General features: G+C 70.6%; 18 protein-coding genes. 11 read left to right on the forward strand and 7 right to left on the reverse strand.

All coding sequences use genetic code 11. The features are described from left to right. The first annotated feature begins 23 nt into the window (after positions 1-23). Together JYK02_RS25230 and JYK02_RS25235 are read left to right on the forward strand one after the other, a co-directional pair. The gene (locus JYK02_RS25230) at positions 24-728 is read left to right on the forward strand and encodes a CHAP domain-containing protein (protein ID WP_207054660.1); all 705 of its coding nucleotides are present in this window, start codon (positions 24-26) and stop codon (positions 726-728) included. A gap of 13 nt (positions 729-741) precedes the next feature. Continuing rightward, complete coding sequence (locus tag JYK02_RS25235) at positions 742-1641, forward strand: biosynthetic peptidoglycan transglycosylase (RefSeq protein WP_242588885.1); 900 nt, start codon at positions 742-744, stop codon at positions 1639-1641. Between the two features lie 13 nt (positions 1642-1654). On the opposite strand, the gene JYK02_RS25240 is transcribed toward JYK02_RS25235, so the two are convergent. After that, on the reverse strand, positions 1655-2245 hold the full coding sequence (locus tag JYK02_RS25240) for a hypothetical protein (RefSeq protein ID WP_207054661.1): 591 nt from the start codon (positions 2243-2245) through the stop codon (positions 1655-1657). Further along, positions 2242-2961: a hypothetical protein gene (locus JYK02_RS25245; RefSeq protein ID WP_207054662.1), complete on the reverse strand. Its 720-nt coding sequence runs from the start codon at positions 2959-2961 to the stop codon at positions 2242-2244. Before JYK02_RS25245 ends, JYK02_RS25240 begins: the two co-directional genes overlap by 4 nt. Positions 2962-3093: 132 nt before the next feature. Here JYK02_RS25245 and JYK02_RS25250 point away from each other — a divergent pair, with 132 nt between their 5' ends. From JYK02_RS25250 to JYK02_RS25280, 7 genes are all read left to right on the forward strand, one after another. Continuing rightward, the gene (locus JYK02_RS25250; RefSeq protein WP_207054663.1) at positions 3094-4479 is read left to right on the forward strand and encodes a bifunctional lysylphosphatidylglycerol flippase/synthetase MprF; all 1386 of its coding nucleotides are present in this window, start codon (positions 3094-3096) and stop codon (positions 4477-4479) included. Between the two features lie 155 nt (positions 4480-4634). Continuing rightward, positions 4635-5429: an alpha/beta fold hydrolase gene (locus tag JYK02_RS25255; protein ID WP_207054665.1), complete on the forward strand. Its 795-nt coding sequence runs from the start codon at positions 4635-4637 to the stop codon at positions 5427-5429. A gap of 2 nt (positions 5430-5431) precedes the next feature. Beyond that, positions 5432-7435 (forward strand): PAS domain-containing hybrid sensor histidine kinase/response regulator, encoded by a 2004-nt coding sequence (locus JYK02_RS25260; RefSeq protein WP_207054667.1) that lies wholly within the window; start codon positions 5432-5434, stop codon positions 7433-7435. A gap of 88 nt (positions 7436-7523) precedes the next feature. Further along, the gene (locus JYK02_RS25265; protein ID WP_207054669.1) at positions 7524-9419 is read left to right on the forward strand and encodes a cation:proton antiporter; all 1896 of its coding nucleotides are present in this window, start codon (positions 7524-7526) and stop codon (positions 9417-9419) included. A 102-nt stretch (positions 9420-9521) separates the two neighbouring features. After that, a complete protein-coding gene (locus tag JYK02_RS25270; protein WP_207054671.1) occupies positions 9522-10841 on the forward strand; it encodes a cytochrome-c peroxidase in 1320 nt (439 codons plus the stop codon). 12 nt (positions 10842-10853) lie between these two features. After that, the gene (locus JYK02_RS25275; RefSeq protein WP_207054672.1) at positions 10854-11972 is read left to right on the forward strand and encodes a metallophosphoesterase family protein; all 1119 of its coding nucleotides are present in this window, start codon (positions 10854-10856) and stop codon (positions 11970-11972) included. Between the two features lie 23 nt (positions 11973-11995). Next, a complete protein-coding gene (locus tag JYK02_RS25280) occupies positions 11996-12814 on the forward strand; it encodes a c-type cytochrome (RefSeq protein WP_207054674.1) in 819 nt (272 codons plus the stop codon). A gap of 35 nt (positions 12815-12849) precedes the next feature. Here JYK02_RS25280 and JYK02_RS25285 read toward each other — a convergent pair whose 3' ends face one another. Continuing rightward, complete coding sequence (locus tag JYK02_RS25285; RefSeq protein ID WP_207054676.1) at positions 12850-13044, reverse strand: hypothetical protein; 195 nt, start codon at positions 13042-13044, stop codon at positions 12850-12852. A 48-nt stretch (positions 13045-13092) separates the two neighbouring features. Further along, the gene (locus tag JYK02_RS25290; protein ID WP_207054678.1) at positions 13093-13305 is read right to left on the reverse strand and encodes a hypothetical protein; all 213 of its coding nucleotides are present in this window, start codon (positions 13303-13305) and stop codon (positions 13093-13095) included. A gap of 200 nt (positions 13306-13505) precedes the next feature. On the opposite strand from JYK02_RS25290, the gene JYK02_RS25295 reads away from it, so the two are divergent. Continuing rightward, positions 13506-15872, forward strand: coding sequence for a hypothetical protein (locus JYK02_RS25295; protein ID WP_207054680.1), 2367 nt, complete (start codon positions 13506-13508; stop codon positions 15870-15872). A 42-nt stretch (positions 15873-15914) separates the two neighbouring features. Here the strand turns inward: JYK02_RS25295 and JYK02_RS25300 are convergent, their stop codons facing one another. The 3 genes from JYK02_RS25300 to JYK02_RS25310 all read right to left on the reverse strand — a co-directional run bounded on the left by JYK02_RS25300 (position 15915) and on the right by JYK02_RS25310 (position 19422). Then, on the reverse strand, positions 15915-16949 hold the full coding sequence (locus JYK02_RS25300) for a rod shape-determining protein (RefSeq protein ID WP_014400170.1): 1035 nt from the start codon (positions 16947-16949) through the stop codon (positions 15915-15917). A 230-nt stretch (positions 16950-17179) separates the two neighbouring features. Further along, entirely contained in the window at positions 17180-17899 is a 720-nt protein-coding gene (locus tag JYK02_RS25305) for a glycosyltransferase family 2 protein (RefSeq protein WP_207054682.1), read from the reverse strand. A 56-nt stretch (positions 17900-17955) separates the two neighbouring features. Continuing rightward, positions 17956-19422, reverse strand: a complete 1467-nt coding sequence (locus JYK02_RS25310) for a pyridoxal phosphate-dependent decarboxylase family protein (protein ID WP_207054684.1) — start codon at positions 19420-19422, stop codon at positions 17956-17958. 161 nt (positions 19423-19583) lie between these two features. On the opposite strand from JYK02_RS25310, the gene JYK02_RS25315 reads away from it, so the two are divergent. Then, positions 19584-19889 carry a hypothetical protein gene (locus tag JYK02_RS25315; RefSeq protein WP_207054686.1) on the forward strand — a complete coding sequence of 102 codons (306 nt, stop codon included), beginning with the start codon at positions 19584-19586 and terminating at the stop codon, positions 19887-19889. The last annotated feature ends 12 nt before the right edge of the window (positions 19890-19901 follow it).

Genomic DNA, 19901 nt, shown 5'->3' on the forward strand with positions numbered 1-19901 from the left:
GGCGGTTGCTCTGTCGCGTCCGCATGGGACGAGGCGTGTGGGTGGGCGCGTTGGTGAGCGCGCTGGTGTGGGGCGGGGCGGCCGAGGCCGCGAGCAAGGTCACGGCGACGAAGAAGGCCCGGCCGGTGGTGCAGCTGTCGGAGCGGGCGCTGTGGCGTGCGAAGTCCTGGGTGGGGATGACGACGCTGGCGAAGATGAGCTCGGCGGTGACGGATGACTGCTCGGGCATGACGCGGCTGGCGTTCCAGCAGCGGCGGCTGGACCTGCTGCCGGATGACGTGCTGCCGGAGGAGAACGGCGTCACGGCCATCCACCGCAAGGCGCGCGCGCTGGGCATGCTGTCGGACACGCCGACGCCGGGTGCGCTGGTGTTCTTCAAGAACACGTTCGACCGCAACCGCGACGGCCTCATCAACGACGGCCTCACGCACATCGGCATCGTGGAGCGCGTGGGCGCGGACGGCACGGTGACGTTCGTGCACAAGTCCGGCGGGCTGGTGAAGCGCTCGCGCTTCAACCTGCTGCAGCCGGAGGCGCGCAAGGACGCGAAGGGGCACGTCCTCAACGACTGGCTGCGCCGCAAGGGCAAGAAGACGCGCGGCTACCTGGCGGGAGAGCTGGTGGCGGGCTTCGCGTCGGTGGACGAGCGCTGGCGCTCGCCCGAGCCGCCGCGCGTGGCGTCCGCGAAGTTCACCGTGAAGGGTGACGCCCGGACGGCGCGGCGCTAGACACGCCCGGCAGATGTCCACCGTCGAAGGTCCGCCCGAGGCCCCGAGTCCCGAACCCGCCGAGCCCGTCCGGCCGACGCCGCCGACGCCAGAGGTCCGGCCGGCGCCGAAGCCCCGGCGGCGCTGGACGCGCTGGGCGCTGGGGGGCGTCCTGCTGCTGCTGTTGGGGACAGTGGCGGCCACGTACGCCGGGCTGCCGGACGCGGGCCCGCTGGTGAAGGAGAACCCGAAGACGACGGCGCTCATCGAGCAGCGCGCGAGCGAGGCGCGCGAGGCCGGGCGCAAGCCGCGCCGCAAGCAGCAGTGGGTGCCGCTGTCCGCGGTGTCCAAGCCCGCGGTGGACGCGGTGCTCCTCTCCGAGGACGCGAGCTTCTACCTGCACGACGGCGTGGACACGGTGGAGCTGGCGCGCGCGGTGGGGCAGGCGATGGAGGAGGGGAAGCTGGGGCGGGGGGCGTCCACGCTCACGCAGCAACTGGCGAAGAACCTCTGGCTGTCCACGGACCGCAGCCTGCTGCGCAAGGCGAAGGAGCTGGTGCTGGCGCACCGGCTGGAGGAGGCGCTGACGAAGCAGCGCATCCTCACGCTGTACCTCAACGTGGTGGAGTGGGGGAACGGCGTGTATGGGATTGAGGCGGCGGCGCGCGAGCACTTCGGCGTGTCCGCGTCCCAGCTCTCCACGGCGCAGGGCGCGGTGCTCGCCGCGATGCTGCCGTCCCCGCGCAAGCGCTCGCCGTCCAGTGGTTCGCGCGCGCTGTGGAAGCACGCGCACCGCGTGGTGGACGCGCTCAAGACCTACAAGCGCATCAGCGCCGCGCAGGCGGAAGGCGCGCACGCGGAGGTGGACCGGCTGCTCGGCCGCGCCCCCGCGGACGACGGCGGCGCGGACGAGGCGGAGGACGACGGCCCCTGAACGGCCGCGGGCCCTAGAGTCCGCCCACCTCCAAGGCCCCACCCAGTCCGGGGAAGGTCTTGGTGACGTTGGCGCTGAACACGATGTTCTCCAGCACGATGTTCACCGGCAGCCCGAGCCCGTCCGTGGGCAGGCCGTTGGTCCGCTTGACGGTGTTCTCCACGATGAGCCACACGCGCCGCCGGCCCAGGGCCTCCTTCAGCGCCGGGCTGTTCACGACGAGCGGCGTGCGGCTCTCGGGCGCGAACGCGCGCGGCGCCAGCAGCAGCGTCGAGGCCGCGTAGTACGGCGGCAGGTTGGCCTCCGTGTAGGTTTTGGGTGTGCCCGGCTCCGCCTGCCCCGTGAAGGACAGCCGCGCGCTCAATTCCAGCGTGAGGACCCGGGAGGGATTGGTCACGACGAGCATGGCCTGCACCGTGTTGACGGTGACGACGGACAGGTCCTGCGTCTCCTCCGGCAGGTCCAGCGCCACCTCCGCGTACACCGGCGCCAGCACCGACGTCACCGGCACCGTCTGGGTGAACGGCGCCGTCTCCACGTTGATCTCCGCCGAGCACGACGCCAGCAACAGGCCGCACAGGCCCACGATGAATCGACGCATCATCGGAAGCTCCAGGACAAATCGATGGTGGGCAGCACCGGCAGGTCCTGCCCCGGGAGCGCCGGGTCGCTCAGGTCCACGTAGGCCGCGCCCAGCGCCATGCCGAAGTGCTCGCCGCCGTAGCGCACGCCCGCGGCGGCCTTGAGCTTCGCGCCGCCCTTCACGCGCATGCCCCCTTCCGCGATGAGCGACCACGCCTCGGTGAAGTTCCACGCCAGCGCGCCGGTGAAGGCCAGGTAGTCGGAGTCATACCGCGCGTATCTCGCCTCGCCCTGCACCAGCACCGGCCCCAGCGACAGGCCATACACGGCATAGAAGGCCGGGCCGGACAGCTCCGGCGTGAAGCTTTGAATCGCCGGCTCGCGCGACTCCACGCGGCTGGAGTACGCGGACGCGCCCACGAAGTGCGTGTAGCGCGCGCCCAGCGCCACCCGGTGCGGCCCTCCGGCCACCGCCCACCGCAGCCCCAGGTTGGGCGCGAGCAGCGCGTCCGCGTACAGGGACGTGTCCACCGACAGCCCGGCGAACAGCGGCAGCGCCGTGCGCTGGAGTCCCACCACCGGCGCGTCGATGACCTCCGCCGCGTCCGAGGTGAGCAGCCGCGCGACGTTGGTGCGCACCTGCGCGAAGGCCGCGGCTGGCAGCAGGAGCAGGGCGACAAGCAATCCGAGGGGTGGACTGGGGCGGGGTGGGGGCACGGCTGTCGACTCCAGGAGCATGCGGGGACGGCCTCCTTGTAGTGCGTTCAGGCGGCCGGAGTGGATCCCTCCGTCCAGGAGGGGCCCTGCCCCCCAGGCGGCTTGGGCTGGCGGGCCGCTCCGGCGGGAGGTATTGGTTTGAATGCAAACACCATGAGCGACCCCCACCCGGACACCGCGCGCGACGCGGACGACGTGCGCGAGCGCGTGCTGGCGCTGCTGAAGCGGCATGGCTGGAACGCGACGTCCTTCCAGGTGCTCCAGCCGGGCTTCCAGTACTGGTTCTCCGCGGAAGGGGACGGGTGCATCGCGTACGTGGACACGGGCGGCGCGTGGGTGGCGGGCGGAGGTCCCATCGCCGCGCCGGAGCGCGTGCGGGACGTGGTGGAGGCCTTCCACCGGGCGGCCCGGAGCGCGGGCCGGCGCGTGAACTTCTTCGCCACGGAGGCGCGCTTCTCACAGCTCGTCCCGTTCGAGGAGCTGCCCATCGGCGAGCAGCCGGTGTGGGACCCGGCGAACTGGGACGCGGTGGTGAAGGGCAGCCGCAGCCTGCGCGAGCAGCTCCGCCGGGCGCGCTCCCACGGCGTGCGCGTGCGCGAGGTCCCCGCCGAGGTGATGGAGACCGAAGGCCATCCGCTGCGCGCGGCGGTGGAGGTGCTGGCCGAGCACTGGCTCGCGTCGCGCCGCATGGCGACCATGGGCTTCCTGGTGGGGCTGGCCCCGGGCGCCTTCGCCCGCGAGCGCCGCGCCTTCGTGGCGGAGGTGGAGGGCCGCGTGGTGGGCTTCCTGTCGGTGACGCCCGTGTACGCGCGCGACGGCTGGTTCCTCCAGGACCTGCTGCGCGAGCCCACCGCGCCCAACGGCACGGCGGAGACGCTGGTGGACGCCGCGATGCGCGCCGCCGCGGTGAACGGGCGCAAGTACGTGACGCTGGGGCTGGCGCCGCTGGCGGGCCCGGTGCGGCCGTGGCTCAAGTTCGCGCGCCGCGCCGGCAGGCCCCTGTTCGACTTCGAGGGCCTGCGCTCCTTCAAAGCCAAGTTCCGGCCCCACGCGTGGACGACGCTCTATCTGTCCCACCCGAAGGACGAACCGGCGCCGTGGGCCATCTACGACGCGCTCCGGGCCTTCGCGCGCGGAAGCCTGGTGCGCTTCGGGCTCGTCACCCTGCTGCGCCGTCCGCGCTTCTTCGTGCGCACGCTGACCGCGCTGCTGGTGCCGTGGACGGTGCTGCTCGCGCTGCCCATGAGCGCGCACTGGTTCCCCTCGCCGTGGGTGCAGCACGGCTGGGTGGCGTTCGACGTGGCGCTCATCGCGGGCCTGCTCCTGCTGCTGCGCCGCTGGCGCGACGGGCTGGCCACGCTGCTGGGAAGGCTCACCACCGCGGATGCCTGTCTGACATTGATTCAGGCGGTCAGCTTCAACGCCGCCCGCGCGCGCGGTGCATGGGATTGGAGCATCATCATCGCGTCGGTGCTCGCTCCCGCGACGGCGTCCGCGATGCTGCTGCGCTCACGTGAACTGCGCGTCCCGGAGCCCTGAGACGCTCGGGCGATGAATGCTGTCAGCGCTGGACTCTTCCCCCAGGAAAGAATGGATCCATCGCGCGGGGATTCCTTCACCTATTCATGGGTTGACTGTTGGTACCCATAGGCCTACGGCTGTCCTGAAGCTTTTCCCCCTCACTGGAGCGACCCATGAACGTCCTCGCCCGGAACAACGTCAAGGTGAAGGGGGAGGGCGCGCAGCCCCTGGTGTTCTCCCATGGCTTCGGCTGCGACCAGAACATGTGGCGCTTCGTCGCGCCCGCGTTCGAGCAGGACTACCGCACCGTGCTCTTCGACCACGTGGGGGCGGGCGGCTCGGACCTCGCGGCCTATGACCGCAACCGGTACGCGACGTTGGAGGGCTACGCCGACGACGTCCTGCGCATCTGCCACGAGCTGGCGCTCGAAGAGGCGGTCTTCGTCGGTCACTCGGTGAGCGCGATGGTGGGGGTGCTGGCGGCCATCAAGGAGCCGGAGCGCTTCGACAAGCTCGTGCTCATCGGCCCCTCGCCCTGCTACATCAACGACGGCGAGTACGTCGGGGGCTTCTCGCGCGAGGACATCCTGCAGTTGCTGGAGTCGCTCGACGACAACTACCTGGGCTGGTCCAGCACCATGGCGCCCGTCATCATGGGCAACCCGGACCGGCCGGAGCTGGGCACGGAGCTCACCAACAGCTTCTGCCGCATGGACCCGGAGATCGCGAAGCAGTTCGCGCGCGTGACCTTCCTCTCCGACCACAGGGCGGACCTGCCGAAGGTGAAGACGCCCTCCCTCGTGCTCCAGTGCTCGAACGACGTCATCGCGGGGGAGGCGGTGGGCGAGTACGTGTGCCGGAAGCTGCCCGCGGGCCAGATGGTCCTGCTCAAGGCGACCGGCCACTGCCCGAACCTGAGTGCTCCCGAGGAAACCGTCGCGGCGATGAAGCCCTTCCTGGGCTCCTGAAGATGGAAGGCCGCGCCGACACGGAGCCGGGGAAGGCGCCTTCCGAGGACTCGGCGGAGGAGCTGTATGAGAATGCTCCGTGCGGCTATCTCTCCACGAGCCCGGAGGGGCGCATCCTCAGGGTCAATCAGACCTTCCTGACCTGGACGGGCTACTCGCGGGAGGACCTGCTCGGGGGCAAGCGCTTCTGGGAGCTGCTCACGGTCGCGGGCCGCATCTTCCACGAGACCCACTACGCGCCCCTGCTCCAGATGCAGGGCTTCGTCCACGAGCTCTCGCTGGACCTCATCTGTGCCGACGGCCGTCCGCTGCCCGCGCTGATCAACTCCATGCTGAAGCGGGACGCGCTCGGAAGACCGCGCTCCATCCGGACGACGCTCTTCAACATGACGGAGCGCAAGCGCTACGAGCGCGAGCTGCTGATGTCCCGCCGCAAGGCCGAGCAGTTGGCCCAGTCCAAGGCGGCGCTGCTCGCGACCCTCAGCCATGAGATCCGCAACCCGCTCAACGCCATCACCGCCGCCACGCGGCTGTTGGGGATGACGCCGCTCTCCGACAAGCAGTCGAAGTACCTGCGCATCCTCGGCTCCGCGTCCGGCAACCTGCTCGCGCTGGTCAACGACATCCTGGACTGGAGCAAGATTGAAGCGGGCAAGCTCACGCTGGAGCAGCGCGAGTTCTCCCTCCGGGAGCTGCTGGGCGACATCCTGAACGGCCAGGCCGCCCGGGCCGAGGAGAAGCGGCTGCGGCTCCACATGGACATCGACGAGCGGGTCCCGGCCGGGCTCCTGGGAGACCCGGTCAAGCTCGGGCAGATCCTCACGAACCTCGTGAGCAACGCTCTCAAGTTCACGGAGAAGGGTGGGGTCACGGTCCGCGTGGCCCTCCACTCCCAGGACGGCGACGCGTGTGACCTGTCCTTCCAGGTGCGCGACACGGGGATCGGGATCGCACCGGACCGCCTGGCCGCCATCTTCGAGGAGTACACCCAGGCGAACTACGACATCGGGATGAAGTACGGCGGGACGGGGCTGGGCCTCTCCATCAGCCGGAAGCTGGTGGCGCTGCACGGCAGCAAGATGGTCGTGGAGAGCGAGGTGGGAAAGGGGACCTGCTTCTCCTTCGACCTGCGCTTGAAGTCCGTGGCCGGAGCGGCCACCGAGGGCGCGGCACCCAGCAGCGCGTCGTCCCAGCAGGCCCTGCGGGGCCTGAAGGTGCTCGTGGTGGAGGACAACGAGGTCAACACCTACGTGCTGGCCCGTTGGTTCGAGCACTGGGGTGTTTCGTTCGACGCCGCCAGGAACGGGCGCGAGGCGGTGGAGCGCCTTCGCCAGGGAGGCTACGCGCTCGTCCTCATGGACCTGCACATGCCGGTGCTGGATGGCTACGACGCGCTGAAGGTCATCCGGCAGCTCCCGGACGAACGGCTCCGCCAGATTCCCGTCATCGCCATCTCGGCCTCCACGCGAATCTGGCAGGAGAGCCAGGTGCTGGCCGCGGGGTTCACGGACTTCATCGGCAAGCCCTTCGACGAAAGCGTCCTCTTCCGGAAGATGGCCCGCTGCACGTCCCGCGAGGCCCCAGAGGTGCCCGCGCAGCCACCGGAAGCGGCCCCCCGGGCTCCCGAAGCCGCCGCGAGCGCGCTGGTCCTTCCGCCGGACTTCAGCTTCACGAAGCTGCGGCAGTGGGCTGCGGGTGACTCGCAGGCGGGCGCGGCGCTGGCCCGCTCCTCCGTCCAGTCATTGGAGCAGGCCCGGCCCGCGCTCACGGCGGCGCTCAAGAAGGGCGCCGCCGACGCGTTCGAGCGCGCGTGCGAGTCCATCACGGGGACCCTGCACCTGCTCGAAGCGCAAGGCCTGGGGGCGGCCCTCCGCCGTGCGCGGTCACTGCTCGCCGGCAACGCCCCGGATGCCGCGCGGGTCCAGGCCGCGGTGTTCGCCATCGACTGGGAGATGGACACCCTCGTCGGCGCGCTGGTCGCCGTCGCGAGCGAAGCGGACGCCTGACCCGCCGGGCTCCGTCTCCCGGCCAACCCTCGCCTGGGAGCCGGCGTCGCACGCCAGGGCCGAGCGGCTACGGTGCGCGGCCGCATCCATGGCCTCTGCTTCCTTCGACAATCCCTCGCTGACGCTCGGCCTGTCCCTGGTGGCCGGCATCCTGGCGCAGCTGTTGGCCCGGCACCTGAGCGTGCCCGGCATCGTCGTGCTCCTGTCCTCGGGCGTGCTGCTGGGGCCGGAGGTCCTGGGCTGGGTGCGGCCCGCGTCCCTGGGGCCCGCGCTCCAGACCGTGGTGGGCTTCTCCGTGTCCGTCATCCTCTTCGAGGGCGCCATGAGCCTGGACGTGCGCAAGCTGCGCCGCGAGGCCCGCTCCATCCAGCGGCTCGTCACGCTGGGCGCGGCCGTCACCGCCGTGGGCGGCACCCTGGCCGCGCGCGCCCTGATGGGCTGGGACTGGAAGGTGTCCGCCCTGTTCGGCACCCTGGTCATGGTGACCGGCCCCACCGTCATCACGCCACTCTTGCGCCGGGTGCGCGTCACCCACCGCGTCGCCACCGTGCTGGAGGCCGAGGGCATCTTCGTGGACGCCGTGGGCGCCATCATCGCCGTGGTCGCGCTGGACATGGCGCTGCACGCGGAAGAGGGACCGTGGCTGCTGGTGAGCGCGCTGGGCTCGCGCTGGGGCGTGGGGCTCGCGGTGGGCGGCGTCACGGGGCTCCTCATCACCGTGGGCCTGCGCAAGTCCTCCTGGGTGCCCGAGGACATGACCAACGTCTTCGCCCTGGCCCTGGTGCTGGGCGCCTTCCAGGTGAGCAACGCGCTGGCGCCGGAGAGCGGCGTGCTGGCCGCCATCGCCGCGGGCCTCGTGGTGGGCAACGGGAAGGTGCCCGCGCGCCGCGAGGTGCTCGCCTTCAAGGAGCAGCTCACGCTGATGCTGCTGGGCATGCTCTTCATCCTGCTGGCCGCGGACATGCGCCTGTCCCAGGTGACGGCGCTGGGCTGGCGCGGGCTCGCCACGGTGCTGGTGCTGATGCTGGTGGTGCGGCCGGTGGCCGTCGCCGTGTCCACCACCGGCTCCGGCCTGTCGCGCAACGAGAAGGCCTTCATCGCGTGGCTGGGCCCGCGAGGCATCGTCGCCGCCGCCGTGGCATCGCTGTTCGCCACGCGCCTGGGCGCCCAGGGCGTCGAGGAGGGCCAGGCCCTGCGCGCCCTGGTGTTCCTGGTCATCGGCGTCACCGTGGTGGTGCAGGGGCTGTCCGGAGGACTCGTCGCGGGGCTCCTGGGCGTGCGCCGCGTGGTGCCGAAGGGCTACGTCCTGCTGGGCGCCAACGCGCTCGCGAGGCAGGTGGCGCAGGCGCTCCAGGCACGCGACGAGGCCGTGCTCCTCGTGGACTCCAGCGACGCCACGCTGAAGCGGGCGCAGCAGGAGGGCTTCCGGGTCCTCTTCGGCAACGGGCTGGAGGAGCGCACGCTCCTGCGCGCGGAGCCGGAAGGGCGCCAGGGCTTCGTGGGCCTCACCCACAACGAGGGCGTCAACCTCCTCTTCGCCGAGCGCGTGCGCGCCCTCCTGCGCACTGCCCGCAGCTACACCGCCCTGCACCGGGGCCACGTCGGCGTGACGACCGACACCGTGAGCTCCACCGGCGGTCACATCCTCTTCGGCGCGGAGCGCGACCTGGACGCCTGGGTGGCGCGCTGTGAACAGGGCGCCGTCACGCGCGAGTCCTGGCGCCTGGAGGCCCCGCAGGTCGCGGCCATCCTGCCTCCCGCCACCGGCACCCTGGAGGAGGCGCTGGTGCCGCTCGTGCTGGAGCGAGACGCGGGCACCGTCCTCTTCGACGAGTCCGCCATCCCCGTCGCGGGCGACCGCGTGGACTTCCTTGTCGCGCACGGACGGAAAGATGAAGCCCACGCGTGGCTTTCTTCCCACGGTTGGCAACCCGTGATGTCTGACGTTCCAATCCCAGACACTTCCCCCTCCCCGACGACCTAGAGACTATTGAGTGGTTGGCGGGAGTTGCGTGAAATGCGCCGACCGGCCTCGGACCCGCGCGGATGTCCCGCGGCGGCTCTTGAGAACGGGTGGGAGGGGTTCATGCGGCTGCCTTCGGGCGTCGTCACGGTGCTCGCCGTGGTGCTCAACTCCGGCGTGGGACTGGCAGCGTCTCCGCCTTCGCAGCAGGCCTCCTCCGCGCCTCCGCCGCTGCCGCCGGGCGTCTCCGCGACGCTGTGGCGGCTGTCGGTGCCCAAGGGCCTGGAGCCCACGCCGGAGCGGGTGGCGCTGGGGGAGAAGCTCTTCCGCGACAAGCGCCTGTCGGTGGACAACACCGTGGCGTGCATGACGTGCCATGAGCCGGAGCTGGGCTTCACCGACGGCAAGCCGCTGTCGGAGGGCGTCAAGGGGCAGAAGGTGACGCGCAACAGCCCTACCGTGCTCAACGCCCTCTTCAACGCCACCCAGTTCTGGGACGGCCGCGCTGGCACGCTGGAGGACCAGGCGAAGCTGCCCATCCTCAACCCGCGTGAGATGGGCATGCCGGACGCGGACACCGTCGTGAAGAAGGTGCGCGGCATCCCCGAGTACGTCACCGACTTCCAGAAGGTCTTCGGCCGCGAGCCCAACTTCGACGACCTGGCCGTCGCCATCGCCGCGTTCGAACGGATGCAGTTCTCCGGCGACGCGCGCTTCGACAAGTTCATCATGGGTGACGCCAAGGCGCTCAGCGCGTCGGAGAAGAACGGCTGGGCGCTCTTCAACGGCAAGGCGCGCTGCAACTCCTGCCACGCGGGCAACGCCGTCTCCCCGCTGTTCAGCGACCAGAAGTTCCACAACATCGGCGTCGCCGCGCACAAGCAGGACTTCGTCACCCTGGCGCGCAAGGGCGTGCAGGTGGTGCGCACCGGCGACGAGAAGCAGATCGACGAGCTGGCGCTCCAGACGGAGTTCTCCGAGCTGGGCCGCTTCCTCGTCACCAAGCAGGAGAACGACGTGGGCTCGTTCAAGACGCCCACCCTGCGCAACGTGGGCATCACCGGCCCGTACATGCACGACGGGTCGCTCACCACGCTGTGGGACGTGATGGACCACTACAACAAGGGCGGCGTGCCCAATCCCTTCCTCGACGGGGGGATGCAGCGGCTGGGGCTCACGGAGCCTGAAATCGACGACCTGGTGGCGTTCCTCTTCACGCTCACGGACACGAAGTTCGACAAGCTCAACAAGGAGCAGCTGGCGAAGCAGCGCGCCCGGAAGAACACCCGGCCGGAGCGGGACACCGCCGTCGCCCTGGGCAAGAAGGGCAACCTGGGAGACCTGGCGCCCAACCCGGACCTGAACGTGAAGAACCCGGCGGACCTGGGCTTCTACGGCGACGTCACCCCGGCGTCCGCCGTCCCGGCAGTCAAACCCCGTTAACGGAGGCGCGCCATGGCCAACAAGTTCCAGAGCATCGAGACGAAGCACTACGCCGAGCGCGAGGCCTTCTTCGAGGGCCTGAAGAAGCTGGACCGCCGCGCCTTCATGCGCGTCGCCGGCATCTCCGCGGGCATCGTGGCGGGCATGGGCAAGCTCACGCCCAACAGCTTCCAATTGGTCAACGTGGCGGAGGCGCAGGGGGAGAAGCCGAAGTTCTCCTTCGCGTACATCTCCGACACGCACCTGTACGAGAACAAGCTCAACGACCGCTTCGTGCGCGCCATCCTCAAGGCCGTGGACGACGTGAACGCGCTGGATCCCCAGCCGGACTTCGTCCTCTTCGGCGGTGACCTGGCGCAGCTGGGCCAGGCCGGTGAGCTCAAGCTGGGCGCGCAAATCCTCAAGTCGGTGAAGGCCCCCATCAAGATGATGGTGGGCGAGCACGACTGGTTCCTGGACATGGGCGAGCTGTGGAAGGACCTCTTCGGCGCGCCCAACTACTCCTTCGACCACAAGGGCGTGCACTTCGTGGTGCTCAACTCCATCCACGAGAAGGACTTCTGGACGGAGCGGAAGCTCTCCCCCATGGAGCGCATGAAGATCGTCGCCGGCCTGGACAATGGCATCCAGTCCCGCTTCGAGGTGGGCGCCGAGCAGCGCCAGTGGCTCCAGAACGACCTGGCCAAGGTGGCCAAGAACACGCCGCTCATCGTCTTCAGCCACTCGCCGCTCTACAAGTACTACAAGCCCTGGAACTTCTGGACGGACGACGCGGACGAGGTGCAGGCCATTCTCAAGCCGTATGAGAAGGTCACCGTCATCCACGGCCACACGCACCAGCTCCTGAGCAACCGCATCGGCAACATCTCCTTCCACGGGATGCTGTCCACCGCGTGGCCGTGGCCGTACGCGCCGGAGGGTCTGCCCACGCTCACGGTGCCCATGAACCGCGCGGATCCGTTCAGCCAGTTCGACGGCTGCGGGGACGGCCGCATGGACGTGCTGGAGTCAGGGCTCGTGGACAAGCTCTACAACCTCTGGCAGCGCGACCCCATCACCGTGCGGGCCAGCTACCTGGGCTCCAGCGGCAAGCAGGCCGCGCCCCCCAAGCCCAAGCTGCCCACCTACTAGGACCGGAAGAGGAACCGCCTCCCATGAACCTGCGAATGAAGCTGCTCGTGGTCCCGTGCGCGGCCCTGTCCTTCGCCGGCGGCGTGGCGCTCGCCACGTCCCCGGAGTCGAAGCCGGAGCCACTGCCCAAGCACGTCCTGCCCGCGTCCAAGGACGGCAACCTGGTGCTGGGCCTGTGCGACGGTGAGACGTCCATGGAAGTGCCGGGCGTGAAGGATGGCCAGAAGCTCACGCGAGCCCAGGCCATCTCCGCGACGGCGCAGTTGATGGATGACTGGCGCAAGAAGAACCCGAACGCGAACTGGGACGACGTGCCCGGCCCGGTGCTGGCGCAGGCCGCGCCGCCGTCCGCGAAGAAGAACCCGCCGCCCGCGCCGCAGCCGAACCCGGGCGCGAAGCCCTCGGGCAACGACGTGCGCCAGGGCGGCGTGGGCGCGCGGACGGGCGCGAGCGCGGTGCCCCAGCAGCAGAAGGCGAACGTGCAGACGGGCCACACCTACGGCGCGTTCTCCGAGCGCGACGAGCAGGTGTGGGCGGACTCCGTGCAGGCGACCGTGAAGGAGGGCCACCGCGTGTTCCACGACGCGGAGGCGCTGGGCGGCACGGTGGGCGTGTCATGCGACATGTGCCATCCGGACGGCGCCAACACGCACCCGGAGACCTATCCGAAGTACCAGGTGCAGCTGGGCCGCACGGCGCTGCTGCGCGACATGATCAACTGGTGCATCGAGAACCCGGTGCGCGGCAAGCCGCTGGCGGACGGCGACCCGAAGATGCGCGCGATGGAGGCGTACATCTACGCGCAGCGCAAGGGCGTGAAGCTGGAGTACGGCAAGCACTGAGGCCTGTGGCCCCGGGCCCTGGGCGCTTCGTGCGCTCAGGAGCCCAGGTGCAGGTCCAGGGCGACGTAGGCCGCGCAGAACGGATACGCCAGCAGCACGCTGTAGGTGATCTGGAGGGGCGTGAGGCGCCGCCGGTCGATGACGCCCCCGGTGGGGCCGTGTTCATCCCAGCGGCGCAGGTACACCCCCAGCACGAGGGACACCAGCCCCGATACGAGCCATGGGTTCATGGGGGAAGACATCAAACGTGCTCACGGCGGGACGCAAACCGGTTTCGGTCACATCCGGCTGATGAGGAAGCGGACCATCAGGAACAGCGCCATCGCGTAGGCGTACCCCAGCAAGACGCGCCCGGCGATGCGCTGCGTCGTCGGCTTGCGAGGGGCCGAGTCCTCCGGAGGGGGCGCGCGGCGCTGGTCGCGCATCACGAGGAAGCGCCCGACCCCGAGCGCGACGATGACGGAGACAATCACGATGTCGAAGGCATCCATGGCGCGGGAGCTTCGAGCCGGGGGGATCGGGATTCAAGGCAAGGGGCATGCCTCGCCCCGCCGAAGGTGCACCGCACGAACCTGTCCGACAGTCGGACAGGTTTGAAGGAGCGCGGCGGGTGGCGCGGGCCTGGGTTTGACGGGATTCAGGGCTTGGGGACTTGCCTCTACCCCGCTGGGTCCCGGTTGAATGCGGGCCCATGGCCCTCACCCCTGTCTCGGACCCCAGTGGTCTGCTGGAGCGTGCGCCGCGTCTCGCGGAGCTGCTGCCGGATGCCGCGCTGTCGGATGCCCTGGCTCGGGGGGATGCCTGGGCCGTGCACTCGGCGCTCTGCCGCCGGCTGGAGCTTGAGCCTCCCGGGCCCACCCGGACGCTGCTAACGGCGCTCGTGGAGGACCGACGCGCCTTCGTCATCGCGAGCCGTCCACCTCCCACGTCCTCCGTGCTGGGGACCGGCGTCCAGTGGAAGGGGGCTCCTCCTCGCGGCGCCGCCCCGGATGCACCCTTCGTCGCCGAGCGCACGGTGACGGTGCTGGGCGTTCCGGTGTGGCCGCTGGACGGCTACCTCGTGCGCACGGACGGCAAGGCTTCCGTGCAGGTCATCGGGCAGGTGCCTCCCTCTCGCGGACGGTCTCGCCACCGCGCGGGCGCCCTGGCCGCGATGGTGCTGGGACTCTGTGCCGTGGCCGGGGCGGGCGTGGTGTGGATGGATGCGCGAAGCATGCGCGCCGTGACCGTCGTCAACGGCCTGTCCCGCCCCGTGGACGTGCGCATCGGCGGCGAGCACTGGGTCGTGGCACCCGGTGCTCAGGAGCAGGGACGGGTGAAGCTGGGAGATGACCTGCTCCGCGCGGTGACGACCTGGCCCGGCCAGGAATCAGTCATCGAGGAACTCACGCTGCCCACCGATGGCGAGCGCATCCTCTACAACGTGAAGGGCGTGGCGACGCTGGAGGCGGTCCCGGATCCGGAGGACTCCTACGCGAGCTCCCGCTCCAGGTCCCTGCCGGAGAACGCCTCGGTGCTCCAGTCGGGCGAGCAGCTCTCCGTCAGGACCTCGAACTGGGAGTCCTCCGCGCGCGCCTTCGCGGAAGCAGGACGCTGGCAGCACGCGAGCCGCGTGGCGTCCGCCGTGGCGGAGGTGGAGGCGGGCAACACCCTCGCGCGTGAGATGGCGGCGCGGGCCTTCCTCCTCCTCGACTCCCAGGCGCCCGCGAACCTACCGGACGCCCTGCGCTGGCGCGCCACGCGAGACTACGCGCAGATGCTGATGCACACCTGGCAGGAGGACCCCGCCGCGCAGGCACTGGCGCTGTCGCTGATGCGCTTCATCGGCCAGGGGGACACGGCCCGCGCGCGCTACTTGGAGCACGCGCAGCAGCATCCGGACTCACCCCTGGCGGCCCTCTACCTCCAGCGCGCGAGCTTGCCGCCCCCGGGCACCGCGGAGGCCGTCGCCGCGTACCAGGAGCTGGCTCGGCGCTTCCCCGACTCGCCCGACGTGAACCGCGCGTGGCTGGATGCGCGGTGGCGCTTCGAACTCGGGGGCTCACAGGCCTGGAGTGACAGCGAGCGCCAGGACTACGTCGTCCAGACGGCGAGGCTGTTGAACACCCTCGGAGAGAAGCACCCTCCGGACACCGTGGAGGCGCTGGAGCTGGACGTGCGCATCCTCCTGCGCGCGCAGCTCCGCGACGCGGCCACCACCGCGGTGCGCCGCTACGGCGAGGACCCGCGCCGCCGGACCTGGGACTTCCTCGTGCTGGCCGGACGCACGGCCGCGGCCGCCGGGCCCGAGCACACGTCCTATGTGATGCGTGACTGGATTCCCTCCACCCTGGCGCGCCAGCCGGAGCGGATGGCACTGCTGGACCTGCTCACCGGCCAGCGCTCGCCGAAGGACTCGGAGCTCGCGGCGGTGGCGTCCCCCGTGGACAGCGCCGTGCTTCGCCTCACCCGGGACACGCTGCGGGACCCGATGCGCGCGCTGAAGCAGGCCGTGGGCGAACCCGAGTCCGTGCTGTCCCGCCTGGATCCAGAGGTCAGCGCGCTGCTCGCCCTGGAGCTCACTCGCACCGGCGATGCCAGGGCAAAGCAGCTCTTCAACGCCGCGCTGCCGCTGCTGCTCGCGCGAGAACCGCTGCGAAACGCGGTGGTGTCCACCTCGCGCGCCCCAGGACCGGAGCTCACCCGTCTGGCTCCGGGCCTGCGCGCCGCCGCCACCCTGGTGCACGCCCGGCGCGACGCGAAGGATGGCTATCCGGTGTTCACCGAGCGGCTGGACGGCCTTGCCCGCATGGACGCCCTGGGCGGCTTCGCGGTCCGCGCCGCCGGCCCCTGGATGCGCCGCGCCTTAGACGCCTGCATGGACACGAAGGTGGAGCAGTCCCTGCCCCCGGGCGTCATGCTGCGAGGGGACCTCGTGAAGGAGCAGGCCCGCAGGGCGGACGACCGAGAGGGCCGCCGCCCGAACTGCGAGGCCCGCATCGTCACGCCCACGGGCCTGCCGCTGCCCCGGGCCACTCCCGCCACGACCCCCGGAAACGCGAACGGCGCCGACCCCTGAAAGAGGTCCGGCGCCGTCACGGTGCAGCGAAGGCCGAAGGGCTCAGCCCGGCTGGCAGACCTGGCGGAGGATGTCCAAGGACTCCAGCGCCTTGCCCGCGCCAATCACCACGGCGGACAGCGGATCCTCGGCGAGGAACACCGGCAGGCCCGTCTCCTCACGCAGCAGCGTGTCCAGGTTCTTGAGCAGCGCGCCGCCACCGGCCAGCACGATGCCGCGGTCGGCGATGTCACCGGCCAGCTCCGGCGGCGTGCGCTCCAGCGTCAGCTTCACCGCTTCCACGATGCCGTTGACGGGCTCCGCGAGCGCGTCGCGGACCTCGTCGCTGGACACCGTCAGCGTGCGCGGCACGCCGGCCACCAGGTCGCGACCCTTGATCTCCATGGTCATGACCTCGTCCGTCGGGTACGCCGTGCCGATGCCCATCTTGATGAGCTCCGCCGTGCGCTCACCGATGAGCAGGTTGTACTTGCGCTTGACGTACTGGATGATCGCCTCGTCCAGCTTGTCGCCGCCGATGCGCACGGACTTGGCGAACACGATGCCCGCGAGGCTGATGACCGCGACGTCGGACGTGCCACCGCCAATGTCCACAATCATGTTGCCGCTGGGCTCCGTCACCGGCAGGCCCGCGCCAATCGCCGCGGCCATGGGCTGCTCGATGAGGTAGACCTCGCGCGCGCCCGCGTTGGCGGCCGCCTCACGCACCGCGCGGCGCTCCACCTCCGTGATGCCGGACGGGATGCCGATGATGATGCGCGGGTTCACCAGCGTCTTGCGGTTGTGCGCGCTCTGGATGAAGTAGCGCAGCATCGCGGCGGTGATTTCGAAGTCCGCGATGACGCCGTCCTTCATGGGCCGGATGGCCACGATGTTGCCCGGCGTCCTGCCGAGCATCTCCTTGGCCTCCTTGCCCACGGCGAGCACCTTCTTGCCGCCGCGAGAGTCCTGCTGCACCGCCACGACGGAGGGCTCGTTGGACACGATGCCCTGACCGCGGATGTAGATGAGCGTATTCGCCGTACCCAGGTCGATGGCGAGGTCGCGCGAAAACAGGGTGTGGAGCCAGTCGAACATACGGGGACGGAAACTTTCGGAAGGGCCGCGAAACTTCCCCGCCCTTCAGACGGAGTGCGTTGTCGAAACTACTACGCGCCGCAATACGGAGGAAGAAAAGCCGGAACCCCTTCGGGGGCGCCGCTCGCTGGACAACCAACCGCGCCGGTCCCTCTGTTCCCTTCCCTGCATTCTGACCCCGCGCCCCCGGTGTCGGCCGCATCCTTCCCCGGACAGCGGCCGGGCGGCCGTCAGCGCTTCACGGAGTACTTCGCGATGGCGTAGAGGGCGCGCACGCCGTCCTTCCAGCCAATCTTCTTGCCCTCCTCGTAGGTGCGCCCGTGGTAGCTAATGGGCACCTCGAAGACGCGCCAGTTGCCGCGCGCCACCTTGGCGGTGATTTCGGGCTCGAAGCCGAACCGGTCCTCCTCCACGTGCACGGAGCGCAGGACCTCGGCGCGGAAGGCCTTGTAGCAGGTCTCCATGTCCGTGAGGTTCAGCCCGCTCGTCATGTTGGAGAGCGTGGTGAGCATGTTGTTGAGGACGGTGTGCCAGTAATAGAGCACCCGGCGCGGCGACCCGATGAAGCGGCTGCCGAAGACGACGTCCGCCTCGCCATCGATGATGGGCTGGATGACGCGCGGGATGTCCTTGGGGTCGTATTCCAGGTCCGCGTCCTGCACGAGGATGATGTCCCCGGTGGCCTCGGCGAAGCCCCGGCGCAGCGCGGCCCCCTTGCCCTGGTTCTTCTCCTGGAAGAGCACCCGGATTTCGTTCCGGTTCTTCGGCGTGCCGCCCAGGACGTCCAGGCCCTGTTCGGACAGCTGGCGGAGGAACTCGCGGCTGCCGTCCTTGGAGCAGTCGTCGATGAGGACGAGCTCCTTGGGGAAGTCCACGGCGGTGCAGCGGCGGAGGATTTCCGCCAGGGTGGGAATCTCGTTGTAGACGGGAATGACGAGCGAGACGAGCATGGCGGCCCCGCCCTATCGCATTTCCTCCGTCCGGGCGACTCCCTTGCACACAAAATTCAGGGCCGGGCCGCCCCCCGGAGGGCGTCCAGGAGGGCCGCGAGGTCCGCATCCCCCGTCAGCGGGTGGATGAGGGTCGTCCGCAGGTACACCCCCCGGGGCAACCGCGTCTGCACCAGGTAGAAACTTCCACGGGAGACCAACGCCTCGCGCAGGCGGACCTGGAGTGCGTCCCAGCCCTCCGGTGGCACGTGCGCGGGGGTGTGGCGGAAGCAGACGATGTTGCAGTCGGGCTCCAGGGCCAGCTCGAAGTCCGGGGCGGCGGTGAGCATGGCGGCGAAGCGCCGGGCCTGGTCGTAGGACGCGGTGACGGCCTCCTCGAAGACGCGGGTGCCCAGCACGGACAGGCACGCGTAGACCTTGAGGGGCATCATCTCCTTGGTGCACTCCAGCGTGCGCAGGCCCACGTCGCTGTAGGGGCGCGCGTCGTCGCCGTCGCCGTGGAAGAGGTAGTGGGCCTCCTGGGAGAAGGCGTCGAAGGAGCGCGCCCCGTCCCGGAAGAGGACGGCCGTCACCAGCGCGGGCATGAGCAGCCCCTTGTGCGCGTCCCACACCACGGAGTCCGCGCGCTCGATGCCCTTCACCTGCGCGCGGTACTTCGGGCTCAGGGACGCGGCGGCCCCGTGCGCGCCGTCGACGTGGAACCACAGGCCGTGCGCTTGCGCGAAGTCCGCCACGGGCTCCAGCGGGTCGAAGGCGCCGGTGGCGGTGGAGCCCGCGCTGGCCACCACCGCGATGGCCTTGCGCCCCGCGCGGGTGGCCGCCGCGAGCGCGTCCTCCAGGGCATCCGGCCGGACCCGGAACCGGTCGTCCACGTCCACCGGGGTGAGGCCGCCCTCGCCCCAGCCCATGATGCGGACCGCGCGGGCCAGGCAGTAGTGGGCGGAGCGCGGCACCAGCACCGTCAGGGGCGGCCCCGCGTGCGCGCCGCCGTTCCACGCGTCGTAGCCGGCCCTGGCCTGACGGGCGGCGAGCAGGGCGGTGAGGTTGCCCGCGCTGCCGCCGGAGGTGAGCACGCCCCGGGTGCTGGAGGGCAGCCCCAGCTTCGAGGCCATCCACGCGAGCACGTGGTGCTCCATCGCGGTGGCGACGGGGCCCATCTCGTACACGGCCATGCCGTTGTTGAGCAGCGACGACACGGCGTCGCACAGCGCGGAGAGCGGCACGGGCGCCGTCACCTGGTGGCCCACGTAGCGCGGGTGGTGCAGGTGGTGCGAGCCCTCCAGCACGCGCGCCATCAGCGCGGCGAAGGCCCCCGACAGCTCCTGGGGCGGCTCTTCCGGAAAGGCCGTGGCGAAGCGCTCCTGGTTCACCGCGGGCGGAGCCCAGGGGAGCACCGGCATCGCGCCTCCCACGAGCGCGGCCTTCAGGTAGTCCGCGAGCTGATCCATCAGGGCGTGGGCGGTGGTCCGGAAGGCTTCCGGGTCGTAGGCGGCACGCAGCGGCGGGAAGACGGAGGTCGTCATGGCGGGCGCAAGCTAACGGGAGCGCCCCCGTCCAGGTGCGGGGAAACACCGGGCTCGCTGGGGGGCCGGGCGGCCAGGGGGCAGGCTCATGGCCGGGCGGGTCGCTCCGCCCGACGGCCGTCCCCACCTTTCCCCCGCACGGGAATGGGAGGAAGCGACCGATGGCCTTCGACGACACGCCCTTCGAGCGGCGCTCCATCATTGGCGGCATGCGGGTCCGCTCGGCGGACGGCAAGCACCTGGGCTACGTGGCCTTCATCGGCCAGGAGCACCTCTATGTCCGGCACTCGCCCTTCAACCACCACTGGAAGGAAGTGCCCCTGTCCGCCGTGGGCCGCGTGCTCGCCGGCGCGGTGGTGCTGCGCGAGGGCACCGGTCCGCTGGTTGACGCGGACAAGCAGCATCACGGGGAAATCCTGTCGCTGACCCACCCGCTGGCGCTGGTGCCGGGCGCGACGCACGTCTGAGGCCGGCGTCTG

Source organism: Corallococcus macrosporus (assembly GCF_017302985.1).
Lineage (GTDB): Bacteria > Myxococcota > Myxococcia > Myxococcales > Myxococcaceae > Corallococcus > Corallococcus macrosporus_A.

Bases quoted from the DNA above. Each gene is read 5' to 3' on its own strand.
- JYK02_RS25230 (WP_207054660.1), top strand. From the start codon at position 24: ATGGGACGAGGCGTGTGGGTGGGCGCGTTGGTGAGCGCGCTGGTGTGG.
- JYK02_RS25235 (WP_242588885.1), top strand. From the start codon at position 742: ATGTCCACCGTCGAAGGTCCGCCCGAGGCCCCGAGTCCCGAACCCGCC.
- JYK02_RS25240 (WP_207054661.1), bottom strand. From the start codon at position 2,245: ATGATGCGTCGATTCATCGTGGGCCTGTGCGGCCTGTTGCTGGCGTCG.
- JYK02_RS25245 (WP_207054662.1), bottom strand. From the start codon at position 2,961: ATGCTCCTGGAGTCGACAGCCGTGCCCCCACCCCGCCCCAGTCCACCC.
- JYK02_RS25250 (WP_207054663.1), top strand. From the start codon at position 3,094: ATGAGCGACCCCCACCCGGACACCGCGCGCGACGCGGACGACGTGCGC.
- JYK02_RS25255 (WP_207054665.1), top strand. From the start codon at position 4,635: ATGAACGTCCTCGCCCGGAACAACGTCAAGGTGAAGGGGGAGGGCGCG.
- JYK02_RS25260 (WP_207054667.1), top strand. From the start codon at position 5,432: ATGGAAGGCCGCGCCGACACGGAGCCGGGGAAGGCGCCTTCCGAGGAC.
- JYK02_RS25265 (WP_207054669.1), top strand. From the start codon at position 7,524: ATGGCCTCTGCTTCCTTCGACAATCCCTCGCTGACGCTCGGCCTGTCC.
- JYK02_RS25270 (WP_207054671.1), top strand. From the start codon at position 9,522: ATGCGGCTGCCTTCGGGCGTCGTCACGGTGCTCGCCGTGGTGCTCAAC.
- JYK02_RS25275 (WP_207054672.1), top strand. From the start codon at position 10,854: ATGGCCAACAAGTTCCAGAGCATCGAGACGAAGCACTACGCCGAGCGC.
- JYK02_RS25280 (WP_207054674.1), top strand. From the start codon at position 11,996: ATGAACCTGCGAATGAAGCTGCTCGTGGTCCCGTGCGCGGCCCTGTCC.
- JYK02_RS25285 (WP_207054676.1), bottom strand. From the start codon at position 13,044: ATGAACCCATGGCTCGTATCGGGGCTGGTGTCCCTCGTGCTGGGGGTG.
- JYK02_RS25290 (WP_207054678.1), bottom strand. From the start codon at position 13,305: ATGGATGCCTTCGACATCGTGATTGTCTCCGTCATCGTCGCGCTCGGG.
- JYK02_RS25295 (WP_207054680.1), top strand. From the start codon at position 13,506: ATGGCCCTCACCCCTGTCTCGGACCCCAGTGGTCTGCTGGAGCGTGCG.
- JYK02_RS25300 (WP_014400170.1), bottom strand. From the start codon at position 16,949: ATGTTCGACTGGCTCCACACCCTGTTTTCGCGCGACCTCGCCATCGAC.
- JYK02_RS25305 (WP_207054682.1), bottom strand. From the start codon at position 17,899: ATGCTCGTCTCGCTCGTCATTCCCGTCTACAACGAGATTCCCACCCTG.
- JYK02_RS25310 (WP_207054684.1), bottom strand. From the start codon at position 19,422: ATGACGACCTCCGTCTTCCCGCCGCTGCGTGCCGCCTACGACCCGGAA.
- JYK02_RS25315 (WP_207054686.1), top strand. From the start codon at position 19,584: ATGGCCTTCGACGACACGCCCTTCGAGCGGCGCTCCATCATTGGCGGC.